The sequence below is a fragment of the uncultured Microbulbifer sp. genome, from assembly GCF_947489355.1.
GTDB lineage: Bacteria > Pseudomonadota > Gammaproteobacteria > Pseudomonadales > Cellvibrionaceae > Microbulbifer.
The window spans coordinates 152,346-172,537 of the sequence record NZ_CANLDD010000001.1 but is presented as its reverse complement, the minus strand read 5'-3'; the positions used below and the strand labels follow the sequence as shown (position 1 = coordinate 172,537).

The 20,192-nt window shown below is 50.1% G+C and carries 20 protein-coding genes and 1 pseudogene; 14 read left to right on the top strand and 7 right to left on the bottom strand.

From position 1 onward, the window contains the following. Nucleotides 1-19 precede the first annotated feature (19 nt). Nucleotides 20-1,465 (bottom strand): NAD-dependent succinate-semialdehyde dehydrogenase, encoded by a 1,446-nt coding sequence (locus tag Q1A48_RS00780; RefSeq protein WP_299939848.1) that lies wholly within the window; start codon nucleotides 1,463-1,465, stop codon nucleotides 20-22. Nucleotides 1,466-1,671: 206 nt separating this feature from the next. Here Q1A48_RS00780 and Q1A48_RS00775 point away from each other — a divergent pair, with 206 nt between their 5' ends. From Q1A48_RS00775 to Q1A48_RS00765, 3 genes are all read left to right on the top strand, one after another. Continuing rightward, nucleotides 1,672-2,619 carry a LysR family transcriptional regulator gene (locus Q1A48_RS00775; RefSeq protein ID WP_299939845.1) on the top strand — a complete coding sequence of 316 codons (948 nt, stop codon included), beginning with the start codon at nucleotides 1,672-1,674 and terminating at the stop codon, nucleotides 2,617-2,619. 272 nt (nucleotides 2,620-2,891) lie between these two features. Next, a complete protein-coding gene (locus tag Q1A48_RS00770; RefSeq protein ID WP_299939842.1) occupies nucleotides 2,892-3,845 on the top strand; it encodes a DnaJ C-terminal domain-containing protein in 954 nt (317 codons plus the stop codon). A gap of 2 nt (nucleotides 3,846-3,847) precedes the next feature. Then, nucleotides 3,848-4,171 carry a chaperone modulator CbpM gene (locus tag Q1A48_RS00765; protein WP_299939840.1) on the top strand — a complete coding sequence of 108 codons (324 nt, stop codon included), beginning with the start codon at nucleotides 3,848-3,850 and terminating at the stop codon, nucleotides 4,169-4,171. Nucleotides 4,172-4,288: 117 nt separating this feature from the next. Here Q1A48_RS00765 and Q1A48_RS00760 read toward each other — a convergent pair whose 3' ends face one another. Continuing rightward, nucleotides 4,289-5,269 (bottom strand): calcium/sodium antiporter, encoded by a 981-nt coding sequence (locus Q1A48_RS00760; protein ID WP_299939837.1) that lies wholly within the window; start codon nucleotides 5,267-5,269, stop codon nucleotides 4,289-4,291. A 336-nt stretch (nucleotides 5,270-5,605) separates the two neighbouring features. On the opposite strand from Q1A48_RS00760, the gene Q1A48_RS00755 reads away from it, so the two are divergent. The 5 genes from Q1A48_RS00755 to Q1A48_RS00735 all read left to right on the top strand — a co-directional run bounded on the left by Q1A48_RS00755 (nucleotide 5,606) and on the right by Q1A48_RS00735 (nucleotide 10,243). After that, entirely contained in the window at nucleotides 5,606-5,857 is a 252-nt protein-coding gene (locus tag Q1A48_RS00755) for a hypothetical protein (protein ID WP_299939834.1), read from the top strand. A 292-nt stretch (nucleotides 5,858-6,149) separates the two neighbouring features. Beyond that, on the top strand, nucleotides 6,150-7,229 hold the full coding sequence (gene hppD / locus Q1A48_RS00750) for a 4-hydroxyphenylpyruvate dioxygenase (protein WP_299939831.1): 1,080 nt from the start codon (nucleotides 6,150-6,152) through the stop codon (nucleotides 7,227-7,229). A 15-nt stretch (nucleotides 7,230-7,244) separates the two neighbouring features. After that, nucleotides 7,245-7,790, top strand: a complete 546-nt coding sequence (locus Q1A48_RS00745; protein WP_299939828.1) for a VOC family protein — start codon at nucleotides 7,245-7,247, stop codon at nucleotides 7,788-7,790. Between the two features lie 12 nt (nucleotides 7,791-7,802). Next, the gene (locus Q1A48_RS00740; RefSeq protein ID WP_299939826.1) at nucleotides 7,803-8,810 is read left to right on the top strand and encodes a fumarylacetoacetate hydrolase family protein; all 1,008 of its coding nucleotides are present in this window, start codon (nucleotides 7,803-7,805) and stop codon (nucleotides 8,808-8,810) included. A gap of 872 nt (nucleotides 8,811-9,682) precedes the next feature. Next, nucleotides 9,683-10,243 (top strand): hypothetical protein, encoded by a 561-nt coding sequence (locus Q1A48_RS00735; RefSeq protein ID WP_299939823.1) that lies wholly within the window; start codon nucleotides 9,683-9,685, stop codon nucleotides 10,241-10,243. A 702-nt stretch (nucleotides 10,244-10,945) separates the two neighbouring features. On the opposite strand, the gene Q1A48_RS00730 is transcribed toward Q1A48_RS00735, so the two are convergent. Next, the gene (locus tag Q1A48_RS00730) at nucleotides 10,946-11,368 is read right to left on the bottom strand and encodes a thiamine pyrophosphate-binding protein (protein WP_299940388.1); all 423 of its coding nucleotides are present in this window, start codon (nucleotides 11,366-11,368) and stop codon (nucleotides 10,946-10,948) included. A 434-nt stretch (nucleotides 11,369-11,802) separates the two neighbouring features. Between Q1A48_RS00730 and Q1A48_RS00725 the strand changes: the two genes are divergently transcribed. Further along, nucleotides 11,803-12,828 carry an AraC family transcriptional regulator gene (locus Q1A48_RS00725; RefSeq protein WP_299939821.1) on the top strand — a complete coding sequence of 342 codons (1,026 nt, stop codon included), beginning with the start codon at nucleotides 11,803-11,805 and terminating at the stop codon, nucleotides 12,826-12,828. A gap of 84 nt (nucleotides 12,829-12,912) precedes the next feature. On the opposite strand, the gene Q1A48_RS00720 is transcribed toward Q1A48_RS00725, so the two are convergent. Both Q1A48_RS00720 and Q1A48_RS00715 read right to left on the bottom strand, forming a co-directional pair. After that, nucleotides 12,913-13,422, bottom strand: coding sequence for a hypothetical protein (locus tag Q1A48_RS00720; protein WP_299939818.1), 510 nt, complete (start codon nucleotides 13,420-13,422; stop codon nucleotides 12,913-12,915). Nucleotides 13,423-13,472: 50 nt separating this feature from the next. After that, the gene (locus tag Q1A48_RS00715) at nucleotides 13,473-14,807 is read right to left on the bottom strand and encodes an FAD-dependent oxidoreductase (RefSeq protein WP_299939815.1); all 1,335 of its coding nucleotides are present in this window, start codon (nucleotides 14,805-14,807) and stop codon (nucleotides 13,473-13,475) included. Between the two features lie 466 nt (nucleotides 14,808-15,273). Between Q1A48_RS00715 and Q1A48_RS00710 the strand changes: the two genes are divergently transcribed. Both Q1A48_RS00710 and Q1A48_RS00705 read left to right on the top strand, forming a co-directional pair. Beyond that, nucleotides 15,274-16,185: a bile acid:sodium symporter gene (locus Q1A48_RS00710; RefSeq protein WP_299939812.1), complete on the top strand. Its 912-nt coding sequence runs from the start codon at nucleotides 15,274-15,276 to the stop codon at nucleotides 16,183-16,185. A 321-nt stretch (nucleotides 16,186-16,506) separates the two neighbouring features. Beyond that, a pseudogene (locus Q1A48_RS00705) lies at nucleotides 16,507-16,842 on the top strand (transposase); the annotation flags it as partial. Between the two features lie 115 nt (nucleotides 16,843-16,957). On the opposite strand, the gene Q1A48_RS00700 reads toward Q1A48_RS00705, so the two are convergent. Beyond that, nucleotides 16,958-17,332 carry a transposase gene (locus Q1A48_RS00700; RefSeq protein WP_299939809.1) on the bottom strand — a complete coding sequence of 125 codons (375 nt, stop codon included), beginning with the start codon at nucleotides 17,330-17,332 and terminating at the stop codon, nucleotides 16,958-16,960. A 41-nt stretch (nucleotides 17,333-17,373) separates the two neighbouring features. Between Q1A48_RS00700 and Q1A48_RS00695 the strand changes: the two genes are divergently transcribed. Continuing rightward, nucleotides 17,374-17,877, top strand: a complete 504-nt coding sequence (locus Q1A48_RS00695) for an SMI1/KNR4 family protein (protein WP_299939806.1) — start codon at nucleotides 17,374-17,376, stop codon at nucleotides 17,875-17,877. A gap of 122 nt (nucleotides 17,878-17,999) precedes the next feature. Here Q1A48_RS00695 and Q1A48_RS00690 read toward each other — a convergent pair whose 3' ends face one another. Next, nucleotides 18,000-18,680, bottom strand: a complete 681-nt coding sequence (locus Q1A48_RS00690; RefSeq protein WP_299939803.1) for a hypothetical protein — start codon at nucleotides 18,678-18,680, stop codon at nucleotides 18,000-18,002. A gap of 436 nt (nucleotides 18,681-19,116) precedes the next feature. Between Q1A48_RS00690 and Q1A48_RS00685 the strand changes: the two genes are divergently transcribed. Beyond that, on the top strand, nucleotides 19,117-19,473 hold the full coding sequence (locus Q1A48_RS00685; RefSeq protein WP_299939801.1) for a hypothetical protein: 357 nt from the start codon (nucleotides 19,117-19,119) through the stop codon (nucleotides 19,471-19,473). A 121-nt stretch (nucleotides 19,474-19,594) separates the two neighbouring features. Further along, entirely contained in the window at nucleotides 19,595-20,086 is a 492-nt protein-coding gene (locus tag Q1A48_RS00680; RefSeq protein WP_299939799.1) for a shikimate kinase, read from the top strand. Nucleotides 20,087-20,192: the final 106 nt, after the last annotated feature.

Below are 20,192 nucleotides of genomic sequence, written 5' to 3'. Positions count from 1 at the left end.
ATGTCGTTCAAAGCCGGTTTCAGGCGCCGAAGCAGCAGTACTTGGTCTCATAAAACTCGGCCATGCCCTCGACACCGCCCTCGCGGCCAATGCCTGATTCCTTATTGCCGCCGAACGGTGCCACAGTGGTGGAGAAAACGCCGGTATTGCAGGCGACCATGCCGTATTCCAACGCTTCCACCACGCGATTCGCGCGCCGGATGTTCTCACTCATCACGTAGGCGGCGAGGCCATAGGGTGTAGCGTTTGCGCGGCGGATTACATCGGCTTCGTCGGTAAATTTTTGCACTGCCGCGACCGGGCCGAAATTCTCCTCTGTGGCGATACGCATTGCGTCGGTCACACCGGTAAGCAAGGTGGGCGCAAAATAATTCTCACCATTTGGCAGCTGTTCGCCACCGAGTTCTATTCTTGCACCGGAGGCTACCGCATCCTGCACCAGGTTCTGTACCCGCTCCACCGCGCGGCGGAAGATCATCGGGCCCATATTGACCCCCGCTTCGGTACCGTGGCCGATCTTCAGTGCGGCCACTTCACTGCGCAGCTTCTCAACAAACTCATCATGTACGGCTTGATGCACATAGATGCGGTTGGTGGCCACACATACCTGGCCCGCATTGCGAAACTTGGTGGCCATACAGGCTTTTACCGCCGTGTCCATATCCGCATCGTCAAATACGATAAACGGCGCATTGCCGCCGAGCTCCATAGACATTTTCTTTACGGTGCTGGCACACTGGGCCATCAGCAGTTTGCCCACGGGGGTGGAACCGGTAAACGTGAATTTTGCCACGCGTGGGTCCTGGGTCAGCACCCTGCCGATGCCCGCTGCATCGCTACCAGTCACCACATTGAGGGTTCCCTTTGGCAGACCTGCCTCATCCGCCAACTGACACAGTGCCAGCGCAGACAGCGGGGTTTCCTGGGCGGGCTTGATCACCACGGTACACCCGGCGGCCAGCGCCGGTGCCGCCTTGCGGGTAATCATGGCGTTGGGGAAGTTCCATGGGGTGATGCAGGAGACTACTCCCACTGGCTGACGGATAGTGCTCAAGCGCATGGCCGGGTTGTGGGTGGGAATGGTTTGTCCATAGGCCCGGCGGCACTCCTCGGCGAACCACTCGATAAACGAGGCACCATAGAGGATCTCGCCCTGGGCTTCCGCCAGGGGCTTGCCTTGCTCCAGGGTAAGAATACGTGCCAGATCCTCGCTGTTTTCCACAATCAGCTGGTACCACCGTTTGAGGGTGGCAGCGCGCTCACCCGCAGTGCGGCGGCGCCACTCCGGCAAGGCTGCCGTGGCAGCGGCCACGGCAGCCTCTGCATCCGCTGCCGTGCCATCGGCCACATTGCCCAGCAGCTCGCCGCTGGCAGGATCACACACCGCCATAGTGCGCTCAGCAGCCCGCCAGGCTCCATCGATATAGTTCTGAAATTTCAACAGGTCTGGATTTGCCAGCTTCACGAGAAAACTCCCGGTAAACGGTGATTAGTGAACGTGTTGCGCCGATTCTGGCGGCAGTGAAACGCAGAAAATAGTAATATTTTTGCAACTAAAATTTAGATTTATCAAATTTTAACCCATCTTATACATCAATTGCTTTTCGCACAGACTGAAAAGTGCAGACAATCTACGCCAAAAAGACTGCAACAACAGGGAAAATCCGTCAAATGCGCAAGACCAAAAACGCCCTGAGCGGACGCCTTAGCGATATGGATCTGCGCCTGTTGCGGGTTTTTCGCGAGGTAGTGCGTGCCGGTGGTCTGGCCCCGGCGGAGGTGGCCCTGAACATCGGCCGCTCCACCATCAGCGTACATCTCTCCGATCTGGAAGCACGCCTGGGGATGCAGTTGTGCCTGCGCTCCCGCGGCCGGGCCGATTTCAAGTTGACGCCGGAAGGTGAGGGCCTCTACCGGGCCATTCTGGAACTGGACGGCCACCTGGCTGCTTTCAAAAGCCAGGTAAACGCCATTCAGTCCCAGTTGACCGGTACCCTGCGCCTGGTGATGCCGGATGACCTACTGGAAATCCCGCGGCTGGACCTGCCCGGTACCATCGGTCGCCTGCGAAACCGCGCTCCCCAGTTACAATTGGAGCTGCAGCTGGCCGCCCCCCAGGAGCTGGAGTTGGAGATTCTCGCCAATCGCGCTGACGTGGGCATCAACCCCCTGCACTCACGCCGTCCCGGGCTGGAATACCAGCCCCTCTTTCATCACCAATCCGTCCTCTATTGCGGCGCCAACCACCCCTGTGCCAATACCGACCGGTTAAGTGAAGAGTTGCTCACTCAGCAGACACTGGCCGCCCCCAGCCACGCCGTGTTCTCCGGGGCTGCTCACTTATACCGTCTCTTCCCCAATCGCTCCACCGCTAACCATATGGCCGCACGGCTGGCGATGATCCTCTCCGGCTGTTACATCGGATTTCTGCCGGAATATTTGGCGCGGCGCTATGTGGAGGCTGGCAAACTGATCCCCCTGCTGGCGGAGCACTTCCACTACCGCATCCTGAATGCGGTCACTTACAAAAAAAGTGCTGCAGAGCACCCGGCGCTGCGGTTGTTTCTGGAGGCTTTGGTGATTAATGCATCACCTTGCAGTCAGAGCGGCCCTCCATAATCCATTTGATTGGTAGCTTGATGACCTGCGCTGCTATGGAGCGCTGCCTGTATTTCCAATGCCCGCACGCGTCGGCGTCTTCCCGAGGGGCATGCACCCAAAACCGGCTGTGGCCTATTCAGGCTGTCGGGCCCTCCCGCCAATCGGGGACTTTACGGTTGTGTAGCAGTGTTTCACCGCAAATAGCCCTGTAGAGGTAGCGTTGTACTGGCGCCAGTCTATTTACCCTGCCATCGTGGCGAAGATCTGGATCATACGCTTTTATTAAAGCCATGGAATACAAGGACTACTACAAAATACTCGGTCTTGAACGGGGTGCGGATCAGGCCGAGATCAAGCGTGCCTACCGCAAGCTGGCGCGTAAATATCATCCCGATGTCAGCAGTGAGGAGCATGGCGAAGAGCATTTTAAAGAGGTGAACGAAGCCTACGAAGTGCTCAAGGACCCGGAGAAGCGCGCCGCTTACGACCAGCTTGGCGCCGGCTATCAGTCCGGCCAGGATTTCCGTCCGCCGCCGGGCTGGGATGAAGGGTTCGAATTCCACGGCGGTGGTTACACCAATGCGGACCCTGAGGCGTTCAGCGACTTCTTCGAAAGCCTCTTCGGCCGGGGCGGATTCAGCCAGACCTATGGTGGCCGGCAGCGGCACCAGTACAGCGCCCAGGGGGAGAACACTTATGCTCGTATCGCGATTGATCTGGAAGACAGTTACCGTGGCGGTACCCGCCAGATCACCCTAAAGCACCCGACGCTTGGTGCAAACGGGCGCCCACAGCTGCGTGAACGTACTCTCAATGTCAAGATTCCCAAGGGCATTACCGGGGGCCAGCAGATTCGCCTGGCGGGACAGGGCGAGCCGGGTATGGGCTCGGGCGGACCCGGTGACCTCTATCTGGAAATCAATTTCAACCCCCATGCGCTCTATCATACCGAAGGCAAGACGGTGTTTCTGGATTTACCCCTGGCGCCCTGGGAAATCGCACTTGGGGCCAAGATACAGGTGCCTACCCCGGATGGGCCAGTAAAGATGACTATTCCCGCCAACAGTGCCAATGGTAAAAAGCTACGTCTCAAGGGCCGTGGAATCCCGGCCAGGCAGGCTGGAGACATGGTTGTCGTACTGCAGACAGTGACACCTCCGGCCAGTACCGATGCCCAGCGCGAGGTCTACCGGCGGTTTGGCGAGGCGTTCGAGTTCAACCCACGCAAAACCATAGGGGGCTGAAGGTGAGTGGCGAAAAGTTCGAGCAGGTGGTGGGTGTGTTGTTGGACGAAGAGAGCGAGATGAGCCTGAGCGAACTTTGCCGTGCCTGCGGTATGTCGGCGGAGCGCATTATGACCCTGGTGGAGGAGGGGATTATCGAGCCCAGCCGCACCGGCGCCCCCTGGCGTTTCAGTGGTGTTTGTGTGCGCCGGGTTCGCCGGGTTTATACCCTGGAGCAGGATCTTGGCGTGAATCTTGCCGGCGCGGCCCTGGCTATCGAACTGCTCGAAGAAATAGAGCGGTTGCAGGCACACCTGACCCGGCTGGAGGAGCGACACAAGGGATAACAGCTCCACGCGGAGCGGCGTATATTGTGGGGGATAGCTGTCCGCAATCAGTGGTGGCAGGGCAAATTCTGCAATCCAGGACCCCGGTGCAGAGGGGATGCCCGCCCGACGGTGCAATCACAGCGCGGCTTTGGTAATTGTTGTAATCAGATAGCCGGTATACCCGAGGTAGGCCAGCAGCAGTGCGGCACCCTCCCAGCGGTTGATGCGGCCATGGCCGCGGAAACCGTAGGCGAACACAAACAGGGCAATGGTCAGGCCGATGACCATCGGCCAATCCCTTGTGAGCACTTCCGGCGGCACGCTCGGCATGGGCGTGATAGTGCCCGCGATGCCCACCACGGCCAGCAGGTTGAACATGTTTGAGCCGACTACATTACCAATGGCGATGTCGTGCTCCCCCTTGCGCGCCGCCACGATTGTGGCGGCGAGTTCCGGCAGTGAAGTGCCCAGAGCGACAATGGTGAGGCCGATAATCAGGTCGCTGACCCCCAGGGATTCGGCAATCGTCACCGCCCCCCACACCAGTATGTGGGAACTGGCGATCAGCAGCAGGAGCCCGGTCACTACCCAGAAGAGGGCCCGGCCCAAGGGCATGGCGTGCGTCTCCAACTCTCCTGCCAAGTCCCCCTCCATTCGATCCCCCTTGCCGTGCAGTGCAGAGAAAATACTCCAGCCAATCAAAGCAAAGAAACCGCCCAACAGGGTAATGGCCTCCCAGCGCGCCAGCTTGCCGTCCCACAAAAAAGCACCGCTCAGCAGGGTAATGGCCAGCAAAAGCGGCAGCTCCTTGCGCACGATCTTTGAGTGCACCGTAAGGGGAATAATGAGTGCGCTCAGGCCGAGGATCAGGCCGGTATTGGTGATATTGGAGCCATAGGCGTTGCCCAGCGCCAGGCCGGGGCTGCCATTTAGGGCCGCGATGGCCGAGACCACCATTTCCGGGGCGGAGGTTCCAAAGCCGACCACCACCATGCCGATCAGCAGTGTGGGCATGCCGGCGTGCCTGGCGGTAGCTGCGGCACCTTCTACAAACTGATCGGCGCTCCAGACCAGCACAACAAATCCGGCGATGATGGCGACTGCGGCGAGCAGCATAGGCGATCCTTAATCGAATAGAGGGGCACTGCCCCGCAAACGGGGGCCGATTGTACCGGCTCTGGCGGATACAAAAAGGGGGGGGCTGCCCTTTGTCTGGCGAAGTCGGAGGAAATCAATAAAATGTCCGCCCAGTCATACAGTTTTACTGCCCCTGTGAGCTACAGTCTTTGCATGACCCGGTAAATCCGTGGGGTGGCGTGTGAGCGTCACACCCAGGTGTGGGGTTGGTGCGGCTGGTGAGTATTGTCTGCGCAGGTCGGGCAAAGCATGCGTGGCAGATGTTGCAATATCTCTATACCAGCCGCTGTGCGGAATTAACAAAAGGAGGCCGATATGCGACTCAAAACTTCAATCGGGATACTGGCTGCGGTGATAGTACTGACCCTGTCTGCCTGCGGGCAGAAGAAGGCGGGGATGGGCGAAGGCATGGGAATGGATAAATCGGAGATGGGCTGTTGCCAGCACGGGGAGAATACCTGTGCCAGTGATGTCACCAAATCCCAGTGCGACCAAATGGCGGGTAAATTCCATAAGGGCCACATGTGCAGTACCGATGCTGGCAAGTGTACCCCCAAGGAGCGCTAATGGTTTCGGGCGTGTTGCAGATTGGTAACACGCCTGCGTGCGCCCGAATCCCTATCCTGCCCTAACTGCTGTTCTCTCTGAGTGTGACACCGACTTGCCTGTTGCTGGTTTTGTGGCAAGGGAAGCGCTGTTGATACGATATTCATGACCCCCCAAGCCAGGTTGGTACCAGCCGGCCTCGCTTTGTGAACCCCTTGACATTAGTTACATGTGCAACTAAGTTCTTTGCGCTTTAAATCAACCATCGCAGCCTCGATTTCAGGCGCCGCGATGATAAGAGACGGAGGACTGCATGGCCGACTTGTTTGAAAATCCGATGGGTCTCGATGGCTTTGAATTTGTGGAGTTTACCGCACCGGAAAAAGGCATTCTCGAGACTGTTTTTACTGCCATGGGCTTTGAGAAAGTCGCCCGTCACCGCTCCAAAGAGGTGGAGCTGTGGCGCCAGGGGGATATCAACTTTATCACCAACTACGAGCCTAAAAGCCACGCTGATTACTATGCCCAGGAGCACGGCCCCTCCGCCTGTGGCCTGGCCTTCCGTGTGAAGAATGCCAAGTTCGCCTACGAAGAGGCCCTGCGCAAAGGCGCCCAGCCGGTAGATGTTCAGACTGGCCCTATGGAGCTGCACCTGCCGGCGATCAAAGGTATTGGTGGTGCCACCCTGTATCTGATCGATCGCTACAAGAAAGGCGAATCCATTTACGATATCGACTTCCACTGGGAAGAAGGCGTGGACCGCCACCCCGAAGGCTGTGGCTTCCACACTCTGGACCACCTGACCCATAACGTATACCGCGGTCGCATGGATTACTGGGCCAAGTATTACGAGGATCTGTTTAATTTCCGCGAGATCCGTTACTTCGATATCAAGGGCGAATACACTGGTCTTCTATCCAAAGCCATGACCGCGCCGGATGGCAAGATCCGCATACCGCTGAATGAAGAGGCAGCCGGTGGCGGTGGTCAAATCGAAGAGTTTCTAATGAAGTACAATGGCGAGGGCATCCAGCATATCGCCTTTGCCTGTGACGACCTGATCGCCTGCTGGGATCGCCTGAAAGAGCAGGGCATGGAGTTTATGACTCCGCCGCCGGACACCTACTACGAAATGCTGGAAGAGCGCCTGCCGGGCCACGGTGAGCCAACCGAGGCATTCCGGAGCCGTGGTATCCTGCTCGATGGCACTACCGAAGGCGGCCAACCGCGCCTGCTGCTGCAGATTTTTTCTGCCAATATGCTCGGCCCGGTATTCTTCGAGTTTATCCAGCGCAAGGAAGACGAAGGCTTTGGCGAGGGCAATTTCAAGGCCCTGTTCGAATCCATTGAGCGCGACCAGCTTAAGCGCGGCGTCATTAAAGAAAAGGAATAAAACCCGGAGGCTTCAATGGGCATCAAGCGCATTCACCACGTGGCATATCGCTGCAGGGACGCCAAGGAGACCGTAGAATTCTATCGCGATCTTCTCGGCATGGACTTTCAGCTGGCCATTGCCGAAAACGAGGTACCCTCAACCGGTGAGCCGGACCCTTACATGCATGTGTTTATGGATGCGGGTATGGGAAATGTGCTCGCCTTCTTCGAAATCCCCAACTCCCCGGAGATGGGGCGCGATGAAAACACCCCCCAGTGGGTGCAGCACATCGCCTTCGAAGTGGAGTCTATGGAAGACATGCTCGCGACCAAAGCGCGACTGGAAACGGCCGGTGTGGATGTGCTCGGCCCTACCGATCACACGCTTTTTCAGTCGATCTATTTCTTCGACCCCAACGGTCATCGTATTGAGCTGGCCGCCAATACCGCCAAGCCCGGCATGCACAAGGAGCTGAAGCGGGTGGCCGAAGAGATGCTGGAAGAGTGGTCGCGTACGAAAAAAGCCCCAAGGCATGCCGCCTGGATGCATGGGGAAGAAGATTTTGTGGAAAAAAACTGAAGGGGAGGCACAGTGAAGTTAGCCAGTCTGAAATCCGGCCGCGACGGCCAACTGGTTGTCGTCAGCAACGATCTTACCCGTATGGTGGCAGCCGGTGATATCGCTACGACCATACAGAGCGCACTGGACAACTGGGCAGTAGTGCGCGGTGAACTGGAGACACTGTACCAGCGCCTGCAAAGCGGTGAAATCCAGGGCGAAGCGTTCGATCAGACCCGGTGCGCCTCGCCTCTGCCGCGCGCCTACCAATGGGCCGATGGCAGTGCTTATGTAAACCATGTGGAATTGGTGCGCAAGGCCCGCGGTGCCGAGGTGCCGGAGAGTTTCTACAGCGACCCGCTGATGTACCAGGGTGGCTCCGATACCTTCCTGGCCCCGCGCGAGCCGGTGAAGATGCCACAGAGCAATGGCTTCGGTATCGACTTCGAAGCGGAAATTGCCGTGGTCACCGATGATGTGCCTATGGGGGTGTCCGCTGAGGATGCGCTGTCACATATCAAGTTGGTAATGCTGGTGAACGACGTTTCCCTGCGCGGCTTGATTCCTGCAGAATTGGCCAAGGGGTTCGGATTCTACCAGTCCAAACCCTCCAGCGCCTTCTCGCCGGTGTGTGTCACTCCCGAGCAATTGGGCGATAGCTGGCGTGAGGGCAAATTGCATCTGCCGCTGGTTTCACAGCTGAACGGAGAAAAGTTTGGCGAGCCCAATGCCGGTATGGATATGACCTTTCATTTCGGTCAGCTGATCGCCCACGCTGCCAGAACCCGTCCACTCTGTGCGGGCACCATTATTGGTTCCGGTACCGTGTCCAATAAATTGGACGGCGGCCCCGGTAAACCGGTGGCAGAGGGCGGTGTCGGCTACAGTTGTATCGCCGAGATCCGTATGATTGAAACCATCCAGAAGGGCTCGCCGAGCACACCGTTTATGGATTTTGGCAATACCATTGCCATTGAAATGTTTGACAGGAATGGTCAATCTGTTTTTGGGCGTATTGATCAGGTCATAGAGCAGGCATAATTGACGCTCTGTATAAAATCCGGCTGTATTCCGTGGGCTGCGGCTTTTCAAGCTGCAGTTTTCTGTTCAGTCGGGTTTTTTACCAGAGATGGCCTTCGTCTGTTTCCCTAATCCAAGCCGGTCTGTAACTCCTGGGTGTGTACATGTGATGGCCCTAGCCTGAATATTTCACCAAACTTATTATGCTCAGGGGCAGTCGCACAATCTTGTTTCGGGTATTCAGGCAATAGATTTTTGTTCAATAAATAGTGCACTCAGCTGAATTGCGGCGCAACTCCCCAAATCCCCATGCTTTTGCTGCACGCCGGGGACAGCGCTCATGCGGTCCGCTGAACAGGCGCTCCGTCGTGTGGCGAAATAGCTTTTGCCGATTCCGATAACATAATCGACGCTCCGGCGATCACACCCATTCAGAGGGCGCGGCACACAAAAGCCAACAATGATCAAATCGGCTATCAATGTGGGATTCCACAATCATTTTGATGGTTATTCCGGGAATGCCAGTGCAACTGGGTGAAGTTGGCTGGATTCCAAAAGGTTGTGTTGGTCTTCCCTGTGCCGTGCCCCCCAGAGACTTAACGAATTGACAGACCATTAGCAGATAAAATTTAATTAGTATTCTGTGCCTGTTCAAGTATGATCCAACGCCAATGCCACATCAAAAAATAGTGCCAGAGTGGATTTAAAAACCGATCTTTTACTCTGTCTGCATAGGAATTTTTCTGCTTCAATGCGCGCCTAATTGATTGAGAGTCGCTATCCAAACTCCGGTGTATGAATTGAACTGGGTTTTAGGAATGCGCTTCAGATTCGAATCTAAGTCGTTAAAAATTTCATGATGATTCGAATTATTCCAACATATGAGGTGCCAGATGGCTAAGTATGATTTTCTAAACGAAAAAGTAAATAGAGTTAGGCGGCGCGTTGGTAGAATAATAAATGGCAAGAATTTACCGCCCTATGCCTACCGGTTCGACACTAGAGAGCCTGCCGTGATTCGAATATCTGGTTTTCAGCCTTGGGATGCTTTAGGGGCTGTTTCACTCATGGAACATGTGAACAACGCATTTGCGGCCAAGCATTCAAAAGCAGGACTGCAAACTAAGTATGAAAGCCAGTGGGTATCCACAGGTGGTTATGGATTAATTGCAAAAATTGATCCTACATTCGCGCAACAGATATTGAATACAAACCTTTATAAGATTGATACTTCCATTGCGTTGCGTACCGGTAATTTTTCTGATGCAAATGACCATTTCGACCGGGCAGGTGTCAATAGGCCTTATGCAACACAGAGGGAATGGATTAAGAGTGGTGGAATACCCCAGGAAGCCGTTATAGAGTGCATGGAGGGTCTCACTTACGCTAATCAGCTTGATAATCGGGGCAACGCCCCCGCCGAAAATTTACTGCAAGGCTGGCGTAGATTTTAAAGGTTTATCAACAGGTATAACGGATAAGGGTAGATCGCGTAAAGGCCAGGCGCGCCTGGCCTGTATCTGGGGTTACCCAATGATCGTGGGGCGACGCTTGCAGATGTTGCAAGGCGTGTCGGATCCGCCAGTGGGGCAGCGGGAGGGAAGCCGGTTGCTCTTTACACTGAAACCCAGAGGCCGGACAAAAAACCAATATCCGGGTTGAGCCGCAACCAATCGGTTCCGGTCTGCTTCATGGGCATTTTACAAAAGCATCATTGAGCACTCTTGATAGACTGCTGAATAATTACGGGTAAGCCAGATTTCACTCGGGTTTTTACTTTTTTAATCAACTGGCTTTTCGCTTATTCCTATTGAGAAACACATCCTCGATGGGATCTCCACTTATCCAACTGCTTTGTAGACCGCAAGAGGAAAATTGCTGTAGTGACGAATAAATAAGTCAGGTCACTAAATTTCAGGAAACTTGGTCCAAATCCGATACCCTTTGCATAAACACGGCATTTTCATGACACTTTTATTGGATCCTTCCGCAGTGTTATTGTTTTCATGAATGGAGAGAAGAATTGCCTGGCGCCAATTTGGCGGGCCCTGTTCGTTTCATGCCTGCACTTTTCCCGGTTACTGGATCATGTCCTTCCAGGCAGCGCGTATTACGATAGTACGGTCTAGGCTATATCTGGAAATTACTGTTGTCGTTCAGAATAATCCAGCTGGTGTATTTTTTAAACTTTGCAAGATCAGAAATAAGTCCGGTTCCGATTTGAATATTGACAGAAACTTCAATAAATACTCGGCCGGACTGTCAGTACGGAGCCAAGTGATTGGCTTCATAGAAACTAGAAATAATTTCGGAAAGAGTACCAATCTTAAAACACCCTTGGTAATCGGTTCCAGCATATTATGCTGGTCAATATCATGAAGTTGGTGCTTGAAATTACTCTCACTGCGAATCCCGCCAACAATGGCCAAAAGGAGAATACTATCCAGGGATGCTTCACCAATACCACTAGCAGCATGGATAACACCGGCAGCGGGTACGACCACCATTGTTCCGATACCGCCAATTGTCCGGCTCATTGCATCGCTCATAAATGCTCCGTGGCCTTCGTGGGTAACCAGTAAGGGAGTTATTGCCTCTGATTGATCTAATGCGTCGTATATTTCGGTTTTGTGAACAACGGAGATTCATAAGGTGTGAGTAACCCCTGCCTGTTCAAGGGAATATTGAACTTACCAGGCGCCGGTTTTTTTCATCATTGTTATTCATGACTGCTGATAATACAGACTTGTTATTGTTCTCTGGTGGAAAAGATACTAAAGAAGTTAGTTTCTCAGTGCTGTTCCAGCAGTAACGGAAAGTATGCAAATTGAGGCAGCAATAAGGGGTGAGGAGTGATATAAGTCATAGCGCTGTTTTTCTTCATGGATAAGGTGATACAATGTAAAAATTTTTAGTCGCCTGTAGTTACATGGATTGCCTTACTTACCAGTAGGAAGTAAGGGTGCAGAAGTGAGTAAGAGAGTACTATCACTATCATTCCAGGAAACCGTTCATGCGTCGTCAGCAACGACTTCTGAAAAAAAATAATGTGCACCGTTTTCATAAGGCGCTGGTTCGACAGGGCGTTGATGTAAAAACCATCTACGATGAGTTGGGTATAGATGCTTCCGTAATGTTGGACGAAAAAAATGCCAGCGTCAGCATGTCAAAATACCTGGCGCTTATGGAATTAGCATCTGAGCACACTGGCTGTCGTTTCCTGTCGGCGAATATGGCACTCAACCCTGAAACCCAGTATCAAGGTGTGCTGGGCTACATTCTATCCAATGCACCTGTATTTTCTGCAGCACTGTCTTTACTTAGTCAGTACATCATGCTCGCATCTCCAGGAGCGTCCGCAAATTTTAGAGAAGCTAGTGGTGAGTGTTTTCTTACCTACAAGATACACCATGCGACAGTGACAGAGTGTCAACAGGACGTGGAAGGAACTATTGTCCAGTTTGTGCTGATGATCAGGAATATGCTCAGCGAGCAAACTTGGTTACCAAATAGTATCTATTTTGAGCATGGAAATTCCGACAGCTTGAACGAATCAACATTTCCATTGGCATGTGATGTTATTTTTGATCACCATTTCAGTGGTATCAGTTTTCCAGGAGAGTTATTGGATTATCCCATCACCGGTTCAGACCCTAAACTTCTGGAGTTGCTGGAAAGCCATGTACGATCCACACCAGAATACCTTGCCCACAGCAGTTCGCTGGTGGATCAGGTGAGGTTTCAGATTGGCGTCAATCTTGAGGATCGAGAGGTCAGTGCAGATAAGATTTCTTCAACCCTTGGAATGAGTCGCCGCACAATGCACCGTCGTTTAAGTGAACTGGGCACTTCATTTTACAGCTTGAAAGAAGATATCGTTTTTATACGAGCTAAAGAATATCTGTCAGATACGGATGTAACGATTACTGAGCTGGCACAGAAGCTGGGGTACTCGGATTCCAGCTCTTTTGATCGGGGCTTCAAGAGAATGGCGGGCTTAACACCCCTGAATTACCGGAAAAAGTACAGTCAGCTTTGAATGGAATGAATGATTGATCTGTGTGCTTTCTCAGGAGCTCACCGATCAATATCTTCAAAATAGCGTTGATATTCTGAGTGGTTTTTACGATGCCTTTGGTTGGATGAACTTCATGATTTTCACTATTATCCACTTTATTAAAGCTACCAGTGAAATCAGAAATCCCAGTTTATAACCCATGGACTTGACCGGTGTTGTATATGCCTTGATATCCAGCAGGTCAGCAGTATTTATTAGTGCCAAGGTCTGTACAACACCCTCTACCAAGTCCAGGGGAAGTGCGGCCAGCGGGGGGAGAGCCAGTATCCATCCGAACTTGCCAAATGCATTCATGGCGGCGCTGGTGAACAGTGAGGCAGCGGCAAATGGCAGGATGAGGTCCAATGTGTTAGTGAACCAAAGGTGTTCTGTAATCTGCTCAGAAGTCATATGGCTTAGTAGTATACGGGCACCTTCCGGGTCGCTGATACCATCTATAAGCATCAGGTTTGCATAAGGTACGATCCATTTGGAAAAGAGGATCATGGGTACTGCAATAATCATTAAAAAAACTAATACTTTTGGATTTCTTAGAGAGTTAATGATTGTTCCCATATATTTTCTGCCAGTTCTTTATTAATTCTGTTTTTAGTTTTAATGGTTATTTAGACTGGTGAGGCAAGTTTCATCACGCTCTGTAGCATCATGTTGCGGTAGTAGTCTCTTGGAATTGGTAGGGAGCCTGCTGTGTCTTCCAGGAACTGAACATCAGGATCTGGATTACCTGTTATCCGGCTGGCACTAAGATAGCCGATATTATGCCCGGGCATAATCCCGAGTCCGTTGTAAGCGATACCGATATGAACATTGTTTTCACCAATAACACTGAACACAGGTTTTTCCGATACCGTATGTCCGGTAACGCCATGCCATGCGATGTCTGGTTGAAGTTCACGGATATTAGGGTAACGTTTTTCAAATAAATTGAGAGCAGTGGCTTTTGCGCCCTCAGGACTATGCCATACTTGAGAATCAAACTTTTCATAACCCAGAACCATTCGCATAAAGAAATGGCGGGTAGGTGTTAAGCTGAAGGTTACAGGTAGAGTGACTTTCTCGAAACGTGTCGTCCACTGGTCCAGGCCATACCGGTTAATTTCATCGAGCGTCAGTTGCCGTGTTGCCAGGGTGTATTGATGAATTGGAAAAGCCGTGTGAGGGAAGATACCGAGGCGTGAACTGTAGGCATTGGTGGCAACCATAGCATGGGATGCAGTCACATCGCCCCCTGGTGTGTTTATGGTGACTACCTTACCATGATAAATCTTCGTGGCTGGAGATTGCTCAAAAATTTCAACACCAACATCGAATGCTGCTTTTAGATGGCCGGACAGTAATTTTGCTGGCTGTATTTTGTAATAGCCTGGTGATACGACACCGCCATTATAAGAACGACTATGAAGACGTTCATTTAGTCTAGGGGCGGGTATCCAGCGTTCATTGGAAGTCATTCGAGAAATCAGAGTGGCCGCCTGGGACGAATTATTGGCGAGTATCAGGGTTGGAGACGGCATAAAATCACAGTCAATCTGCTGGTCATCAATAAATGCTTTTAGTCGTTCGAATCCCCGATCAGCGAAGTCCTGATTATTAATGCCCACCTGACGGGCGTAGACGATTCCTGAGTTTCTGGAACTGGCGCCAGAACCAACCATATGGGATTCCAAAACGATGACATTCCAATCAGGGCGCATCTTTTTCGCATAATAGGCACAGCTCAAACCTGTATAACCAGCTCCGATAATAGCGAGATCTACTTTTCTTGAGTGATCAAGGGGTTTGAAGCTAGGCTGTGTTGGCAATTGTAGGGTCCACAGGGACAGATCACGTTCTACATTGATCTCAACACCACGGGGGGCTGTAAGTGCTCCTAAAATTCCTGGGGCCGCAATAGCTGCTGCGCCGCCTCCAAGCAATAACTGGCGTCGAGATAGTTTCATAATGATCCCATAATTTGTAGTTAGCTTCCGGGCACGATATTACGCCTGGTATCTATCTACTTTTAATGAACCGAAGTATGACTAATTAAAATAAAAATGGTTAGAGAGAGGCTGCTCATCATAAGCTTTACAATGAAAAAAGTGACTAATATTTAACACGATAACTCGGATTTATTATTTTAATTCGGTTCGATTGGAGTTTATTGAATTGAAAGAGGAAGTACTTGTCTCGATGAGACAGAAAACAGACATTTTGGGCCTAAGTTTCAGAAAGGGAATAATACATGGGAATCAATACGTTATCAGCTTGACAAGAGGTTTCTATTTCCCGATGCTCTATTCCGGATATCACGCTCATTCACAAAGGCTGATATTTTAAATCCGGCATTTCTTTGTATATTATCAAGAGTGAAATCTAATTCTTTATATCTGGATCACTACATCTAGAACAATAACAAGGTGATGTATGGGTGAATTTTATATTCAAAATGAATACGGGTTTTCTGTCTTTCAATTGGTAACGGCAATGATTGGTATGGGGGCGACTCTAACTCCCAGTGATTTCAGGGAATTGCTTCTGGAACCTAAAGCAGTTGCCTGTGGAACACTGATCCAAATTGTGGTGGTCCCTGCCATTGCTTTTGGTTTCATTTCGGTATTTGGTCTCACAGGTGGTATTGCATTTGGAATAGCGCTAATTGCAGCGGTTCCCGGAGGTTCTACATCCAATATATTTACCCACTTTGCCCGGGGAAATCTGGCGCTGTCTGTGGCAATCACGGCGATTACTACATTACTCTGCTTGATTACCACGCCGTTAGTTCTGAAAATGCTGATCAGTTCTGATATGCCGGCAGATTTCGTTATGCCCACGGGTAAAATAATGAAAGAAATAGCTGTAACCCTATTGTTACCATTGTCACTGGGTATGCTTTATCTACGTTTATTTCCAGACACGGCCATTCTACTTTCACGATGGGCTATTCGTATTTCCATGTTCGGCCTGCTAATGATCATCGTTGGCGCCTCCCAGGCAGACCGTTTGGACCTAGAAGCGTTTGGAATGAAGAATATCTATTTGATTCTTTTCTTGATTTTGGTGATGACCTTGTTGAGGTCGCTACTATTCAGAGGAACTTTAGGTCTTTCTCGGTGGGATGCTACAGCGGTAGATATGGAAGTGGTGGTACGGAACATCAATCTGGGTTTGATGTTGAAGGTATTGTTGTTTCCAGTAGTTGCCGGTCAACCAGACCCGGTAGGTGATATTGTCCTTATTTCTCTTCTGATGTACGGCGCACTGCAGACGTTTGTTGCCATCGGTCTTGTTGGTTTTAAGCGTTATCGGATGAAGAGACTGATAGTTGAGCAGGTCTGAACTTCTAGAGTTTAAGTAATATTCAGTGAATATAAAAAAGCAAAATAGTATTCTTGCATCTGTTTGTGCTCGATGTTCAATTCCTGCGTTATCAGCGATCTGCTTACGCGTGTTTTTAAACAATTGAACCTGGTTTACATACAAAAAATCAAAGCGTATGATTCTCGGGAAGGTATTTTCAATGCCGGCTGCTTTGAAAAGGCAGCCTGACCAAAATGATTCATATTTCTTATTATCAGAAATGGCCGCCTTGCCTTTGGAGTATGCGAATAAGTTCACAAGCACGAGTTAATCTCAGAACAGTTCAGCCACTGATGATTTTCTCATGCCCAGCAGCTTAGCTTTGCAGATAGTGAGTTTGTCTAGAAACATCGAACAACTCGCAAGGAACGATTTTTGGCAAAACTGGAAAAACTACTGCCTTGGCATAGGCTCATCAATCTCATTGAGCCTTACTACCCTAAACGCTAAAATGGTCGTCCACCCTACACACTGGAAGCCATGCTTGGTATTCACTGTCTTCAACAGTGGTACGGCCTCAGTGAAAAAGGTATAGAAGATGCCCTTTATGAAAAGCATCAAATTGGTCGAGCTACTTTTACTGAAGTCAACAGCTGGCTGGTAGAATCAGGGGTGATCCTGAAAGAAGGTACCCTAGGAGGCCGTCCGAAAACTACCCATAACACAAATGAGAGCTTCAATATTTTTTCAATCGTTTAAAAATTAACCTATATTCTGGCTATTTGGGATAGGAAATTCCAGTTTTTGCCCTTTATATGGCCATTTTCAGTCTTTTCGCTTCTTCAATACAGATTGATCCTGTGGAAATCGATTTGGCAATTTTTTTGAAGTCATAAGCACTGCAGACCAATGAAAATTCTCCGGCTACTTTTTCTTTGCCCCGGACACTGAAACCTCGGAATTCTGAGTTCTTGATCTGGTCAAAAGACGGTTCTGCAATGGCCTTACATCGTTTATATACCGCTTTGGCTTCTTTGGTTTCCATTTTGCGGTTCATCGCCTGAAGTATTGCCTCGTGCCGGTTAGTGCGTATCACCTTACCGGGATCTTTGTTATCACCACTGCACCGTTTATGTAAGAAGAGCGTGTATTTAAGAGGGCCTCGATAGACTGGAGTAGCCGGCATGAAGTAGTATCTCCATCTTTTTCACTATAGAGAATATCGATATGACACTGGAAGAGTTTGTTGCAGTCATTAGGGGGGAGGGCGGAAAGGCGGCATCAGATGAAGCGCTTTCAGCTTTCGAGCGCAGGATGGATTTGACACTTCCCCAGGAGTTGAAACACTTTTTGAAATGTTGCGGTGGTGGGCGCGTCATTGAGACGCCTGTTGAATATCTCGATGAGCGAGGTGCACAACTGATACCCAGGCGTATGTACAGCCTGGATGAAATGCAGGGGGCATTCAATTCACCTGTTGACTCATGGGTCCCGAAGGCGCTATTGTCGATCGGAGTTGACGAAGGCGGAAATACGATAATGCTGTGCCTCCGCAAGGACCGGTTCGGCCAGATTTTCCTTTTCGATCACGAATGCGTTCACTATCCAGGTGATGATGAATGCCCTGATACAATCGAAACTATTGAGGAGGCCGAAGACTATCGTTTAGGATACTACGCACCCAGTTTTCGTCAGTTCCTGGATGATCTTCGGGTTGTGGAAACGGTATGATGCGCGTCGGCAAATTACCCGGAGATATGAAAAAACTCAACAATCTCCGGGGTTACACATTTATGCAACCCTGCTTATATCACAGCCCGTTGGGGTGATACCCCAAGTGAGATCGGGTAAAGTTACACAAACTCATCAAACTCTTCCTTATTTTCGAGTTCGCAATAAAGAACATCGCTCCAGTATAGTCCCAAGGGAGTATCATTATCTAAACAGTCGAAATTATCGTTGAACAGGATTCTATAAAATACGTTAAGGGGTGGAGCTTTCTCTTTTTCAGCCGCTCCTTGGAGAATATCCGCGGCCATTCTGGGATCTCCTGGGAGTGAATCGATAGCGGCCCCGACATCACGGCAAGCAGTAACTTCAGCTTCAACACAGGCGCGCAGTGCAGCTTCCTCTTCCTCCTCCATACAGTCCAGCTCAATGGTCTCAAGCAGTAGATAGCGATCCTGATGCTGCTGAAGGAAATCCACCGTTTCATCCAGCATGGACAACAGAGGTGCAGACTTTTCTGCGGCAAGTAGTCGCACGACTTCGATAAACTTTTTGAATCGTATGAATCCCGCCTCAAAGTCACCGCTTATCGCATAGAGCTGTGTCTTATCATCGGGTGAATCACTTTCAAAGCCGTCTGAAACCAGTGAAGCACAAAGCTTCGGGTTGCCCGACAAAAGGATGCGGTATGACAGCGGAACATTATATGGCCACTCTGATAAGCCAGAAATCGATTCAGGTCGGTCTGTATAGGAGATTGGTTGGTTGCTGAGGCTGTACAGATATGAGCGGTTCGCCAATTGCATATACTCCTGGAACATATACCCGTGAGGGTATGGGTTTTTGCGATAAAGCATCTTTCGAAAAGGTAGATTATTAGAAAGCAAACGCTGGATAATGGCAAGTCAAACATACCGAGTAGTAACTGCTGCCAACCCAGAGGACTTTGATAATTCTGTGAGGTAAGAGAGTGTACAAAAACTCAGGCGGGTCAAGGCGTGTATCCTTAACCATAAGCAGAGTTTTTGGTACATTTTTTCCAAGTTTTGGATTTTATATCATTGACAAAACTGCTTCCTGACTCAATGATAATGGTTGCTGAACTAATATGTGCAGTTCAAGTCCGGCGTATCGACAAGCAGGAATCTGGCAACTTGATAAGTATCATCCACTGTGCCCAGTCTATACACTGTGTATACTTCAGTGCATAAGAACAGCTTTTAGCTTGATGCGGAGGAAAAAATGAGCACAGCCCCAAAAAGTGGAGTTATAGTTTACTCAAAAAAGTTCAAGAATTTATCTAATTTCTATATTGTAATGTTTTGGGTGAATTTATTGCGGGAAACAAAAGAGTTTGTCAGTATCGGTAATGATCAACTGAATATTGTTGTGCATGCACCACCCTTTGAAGTATCGGCGCATACTCTTAATACCATAAAAATATTTCTTACCGCAGAGTGTCTTAATAAAGCAAGAGGCAAAGCTGAAAAATTGGGTGGTCAAGCATTGGAGGGAGAGTGGTCAAACCCTTTATTTAAAGTGTGCAATATGGTTGATCCTGATGGCAACCAAATCCAACTTAGAGAGTTCATATCTTAGCAGGTAACCCCAGTCCCACTTTTAGCTTCTGTGCCCATAACGAGTTGCTCGCCTTTTCTGGCGGCTGCGATTTGTCTACAGTTATCCATGGGGTTTTGTGATATTAAACCTGGAGGTTGTGATGAGGAAAATTTTAATTTTTGGAAATTCCGGTTCTGGGAAATCTACACTTGCCAGACATATTGCAGGTAAAGAGGGTTTGGCCCATTTGGATCTGGATCTTTTGGCATGGCTGCCAATATCGCCACCTCAAAGAAGACCTATTGAAGAATCACGGATAAGGATAAATAGTTTTCTGCAGGAGCAGAATGGATGGGTGGTTGAGGGATGCTACACTGATTTACTGGTACTTCTGAAGCATGAAGCCACGGAAATAATATTTATGGACCTCGGCGTTGAACAATGTATCGTCAACGCCAGGAATCGCCCCTGGGAGCCGCACAAGTACAAGACTCAAGAAGCCCAAGACGCAAATTTGGAAATGTTGGTCAGCTGGATTAGGGAATATAATCTAAGGTCAGATGCAGTCTCCTATCAATCACATCGTAACTTTTACGATACTTTTCAAGCCAATAAGAGGATTTATACCGAGAATCAGGTGAACAAACACTGATTCGATACAATTACCTTTGCCTCTATAGAGGGTGTTTAAAACGCTGTATTATAACCAGCCGTAAAGATTATTGTCTTTCTCCAGGCGACCGGAAATCCGCAAGTAG

Excerpts from the sequence above, each read along its gene's own strand:
- Q1A48_RS00775 (WP_299939845.1), top strand. The coding sequence starts at position 1,672 with ATGCGCAAGACCAAAAACGCCCTGAGCGGACGCCTTAGCGATATGGAT.
- Q1A48_RS00735 (WP_299939823.1), top strand. The coding sequence starts at position 9,683 with ATGGCTAAGTATGATTTTCTAAACGAAAAAGTAAATAGAGTTAGGCGG.
- Q1A48_RS00720 (WP_299939818.1), bottom strand. The coding sequence starts at position 13,422 with ATGGGAACAATCATTAACTCTCTAAGAAATCCAAAAGTATTAGTTTTT.
- Q1A48_RS00770 (WP_299939842.1), top strand. The coding sequence starts at position 2,892 with ATGGAATACAAGGACTACTACAAAATACTCGGTCTTGAACGGGGTGCG.
- Q1A48_RS00745 (WP_299939828.1), top strand. The coding sequence starts at position 7,245 with ATGGGCATCAAGCGCATTCACCACGTGGCATATCGCTGCAGGGACGCC.
- Q1A48_RS00690 (WP_299939803.1), bottom strand. The coding sequence starts at position 18,680 with ATGCAATTGGCGAACCGCTCATATCTGTACAGCCTCAGCAACCAACCA.
- Q1A48_RS00700 (WP_299939809.1), bottom strand. The coding sequence starts at position 17,332 with ATGCCGGCTACTCCAGTCTATCGAGGCCCTCTTAAATACACGCTCTTC.
- Q1A48_RS00715 (WP_299939815.1), bottom strand. The coding sequence starts at position 14,807 with ATGAAACTATCTCGACGCCAGTTATTGCTTGGAGGCGGCGCAGCAGCT.
- Q1A48_RS00760 (WP_299939837.1), bottom strand. The coding sequence starts at position 5,269 with ATGCTGCTCGCCGCAGTCGCCATCATCGCCGGATTTGTTGTGCTGGTC.
- Q1A48_RS00695 (WP_299939806.1), top strand. The coding sequence starts at position 17,374 with ATGACACTGGAAGAGTTTGTTGCAGTCATTAGGGGGGAGGGCGGAAAG.
- Q1A48_RS00680 (WP_299939799.1), top strand. The coding sequence starts at position 19,595 with ATGAGGAAAATTTTAATTTTTGGAAATTCCGGTTCTGGGAAATCTACA.
- Q1A48_RS00725 (WP_299939821.1), top strand. The coding sequence starts at position 11,803 with ATGCGTCGTCAGCAACGACTTCTGAAAAAAAATAATGTGCACCGTTTT.
- Q1A48_RS00710 (WP_299939812.1), top strand. The coding sequence starts at position 15,274 with ATGGGTGAATTTTATATTCAAAATGAATACGGGTTTTCTGTCTTTCAA.
- Q1A48_RS00685 (WP_299939801.1), top strand. The coding sequence starts at position 19,117 with ATGAGCACAGCCCCAAAAAGTGGAGTTATAGTTTACTCAAAAAAGTTC.
- hppD (WP_299939831.1), top strand. The coding sequence starts at position 6,150 with ATGGCCGACTTGTTTGAAAATCCGATGGGTCTCGATGGCTTTGAATTT.
- Q1A48_RS00755 (WP_299939834.1), top strand. The coding sequence starts at position 5,606 with ATGCGACTCAAAACTTCAATCGGGATACTGGCTGCGGTGATAGTACTG.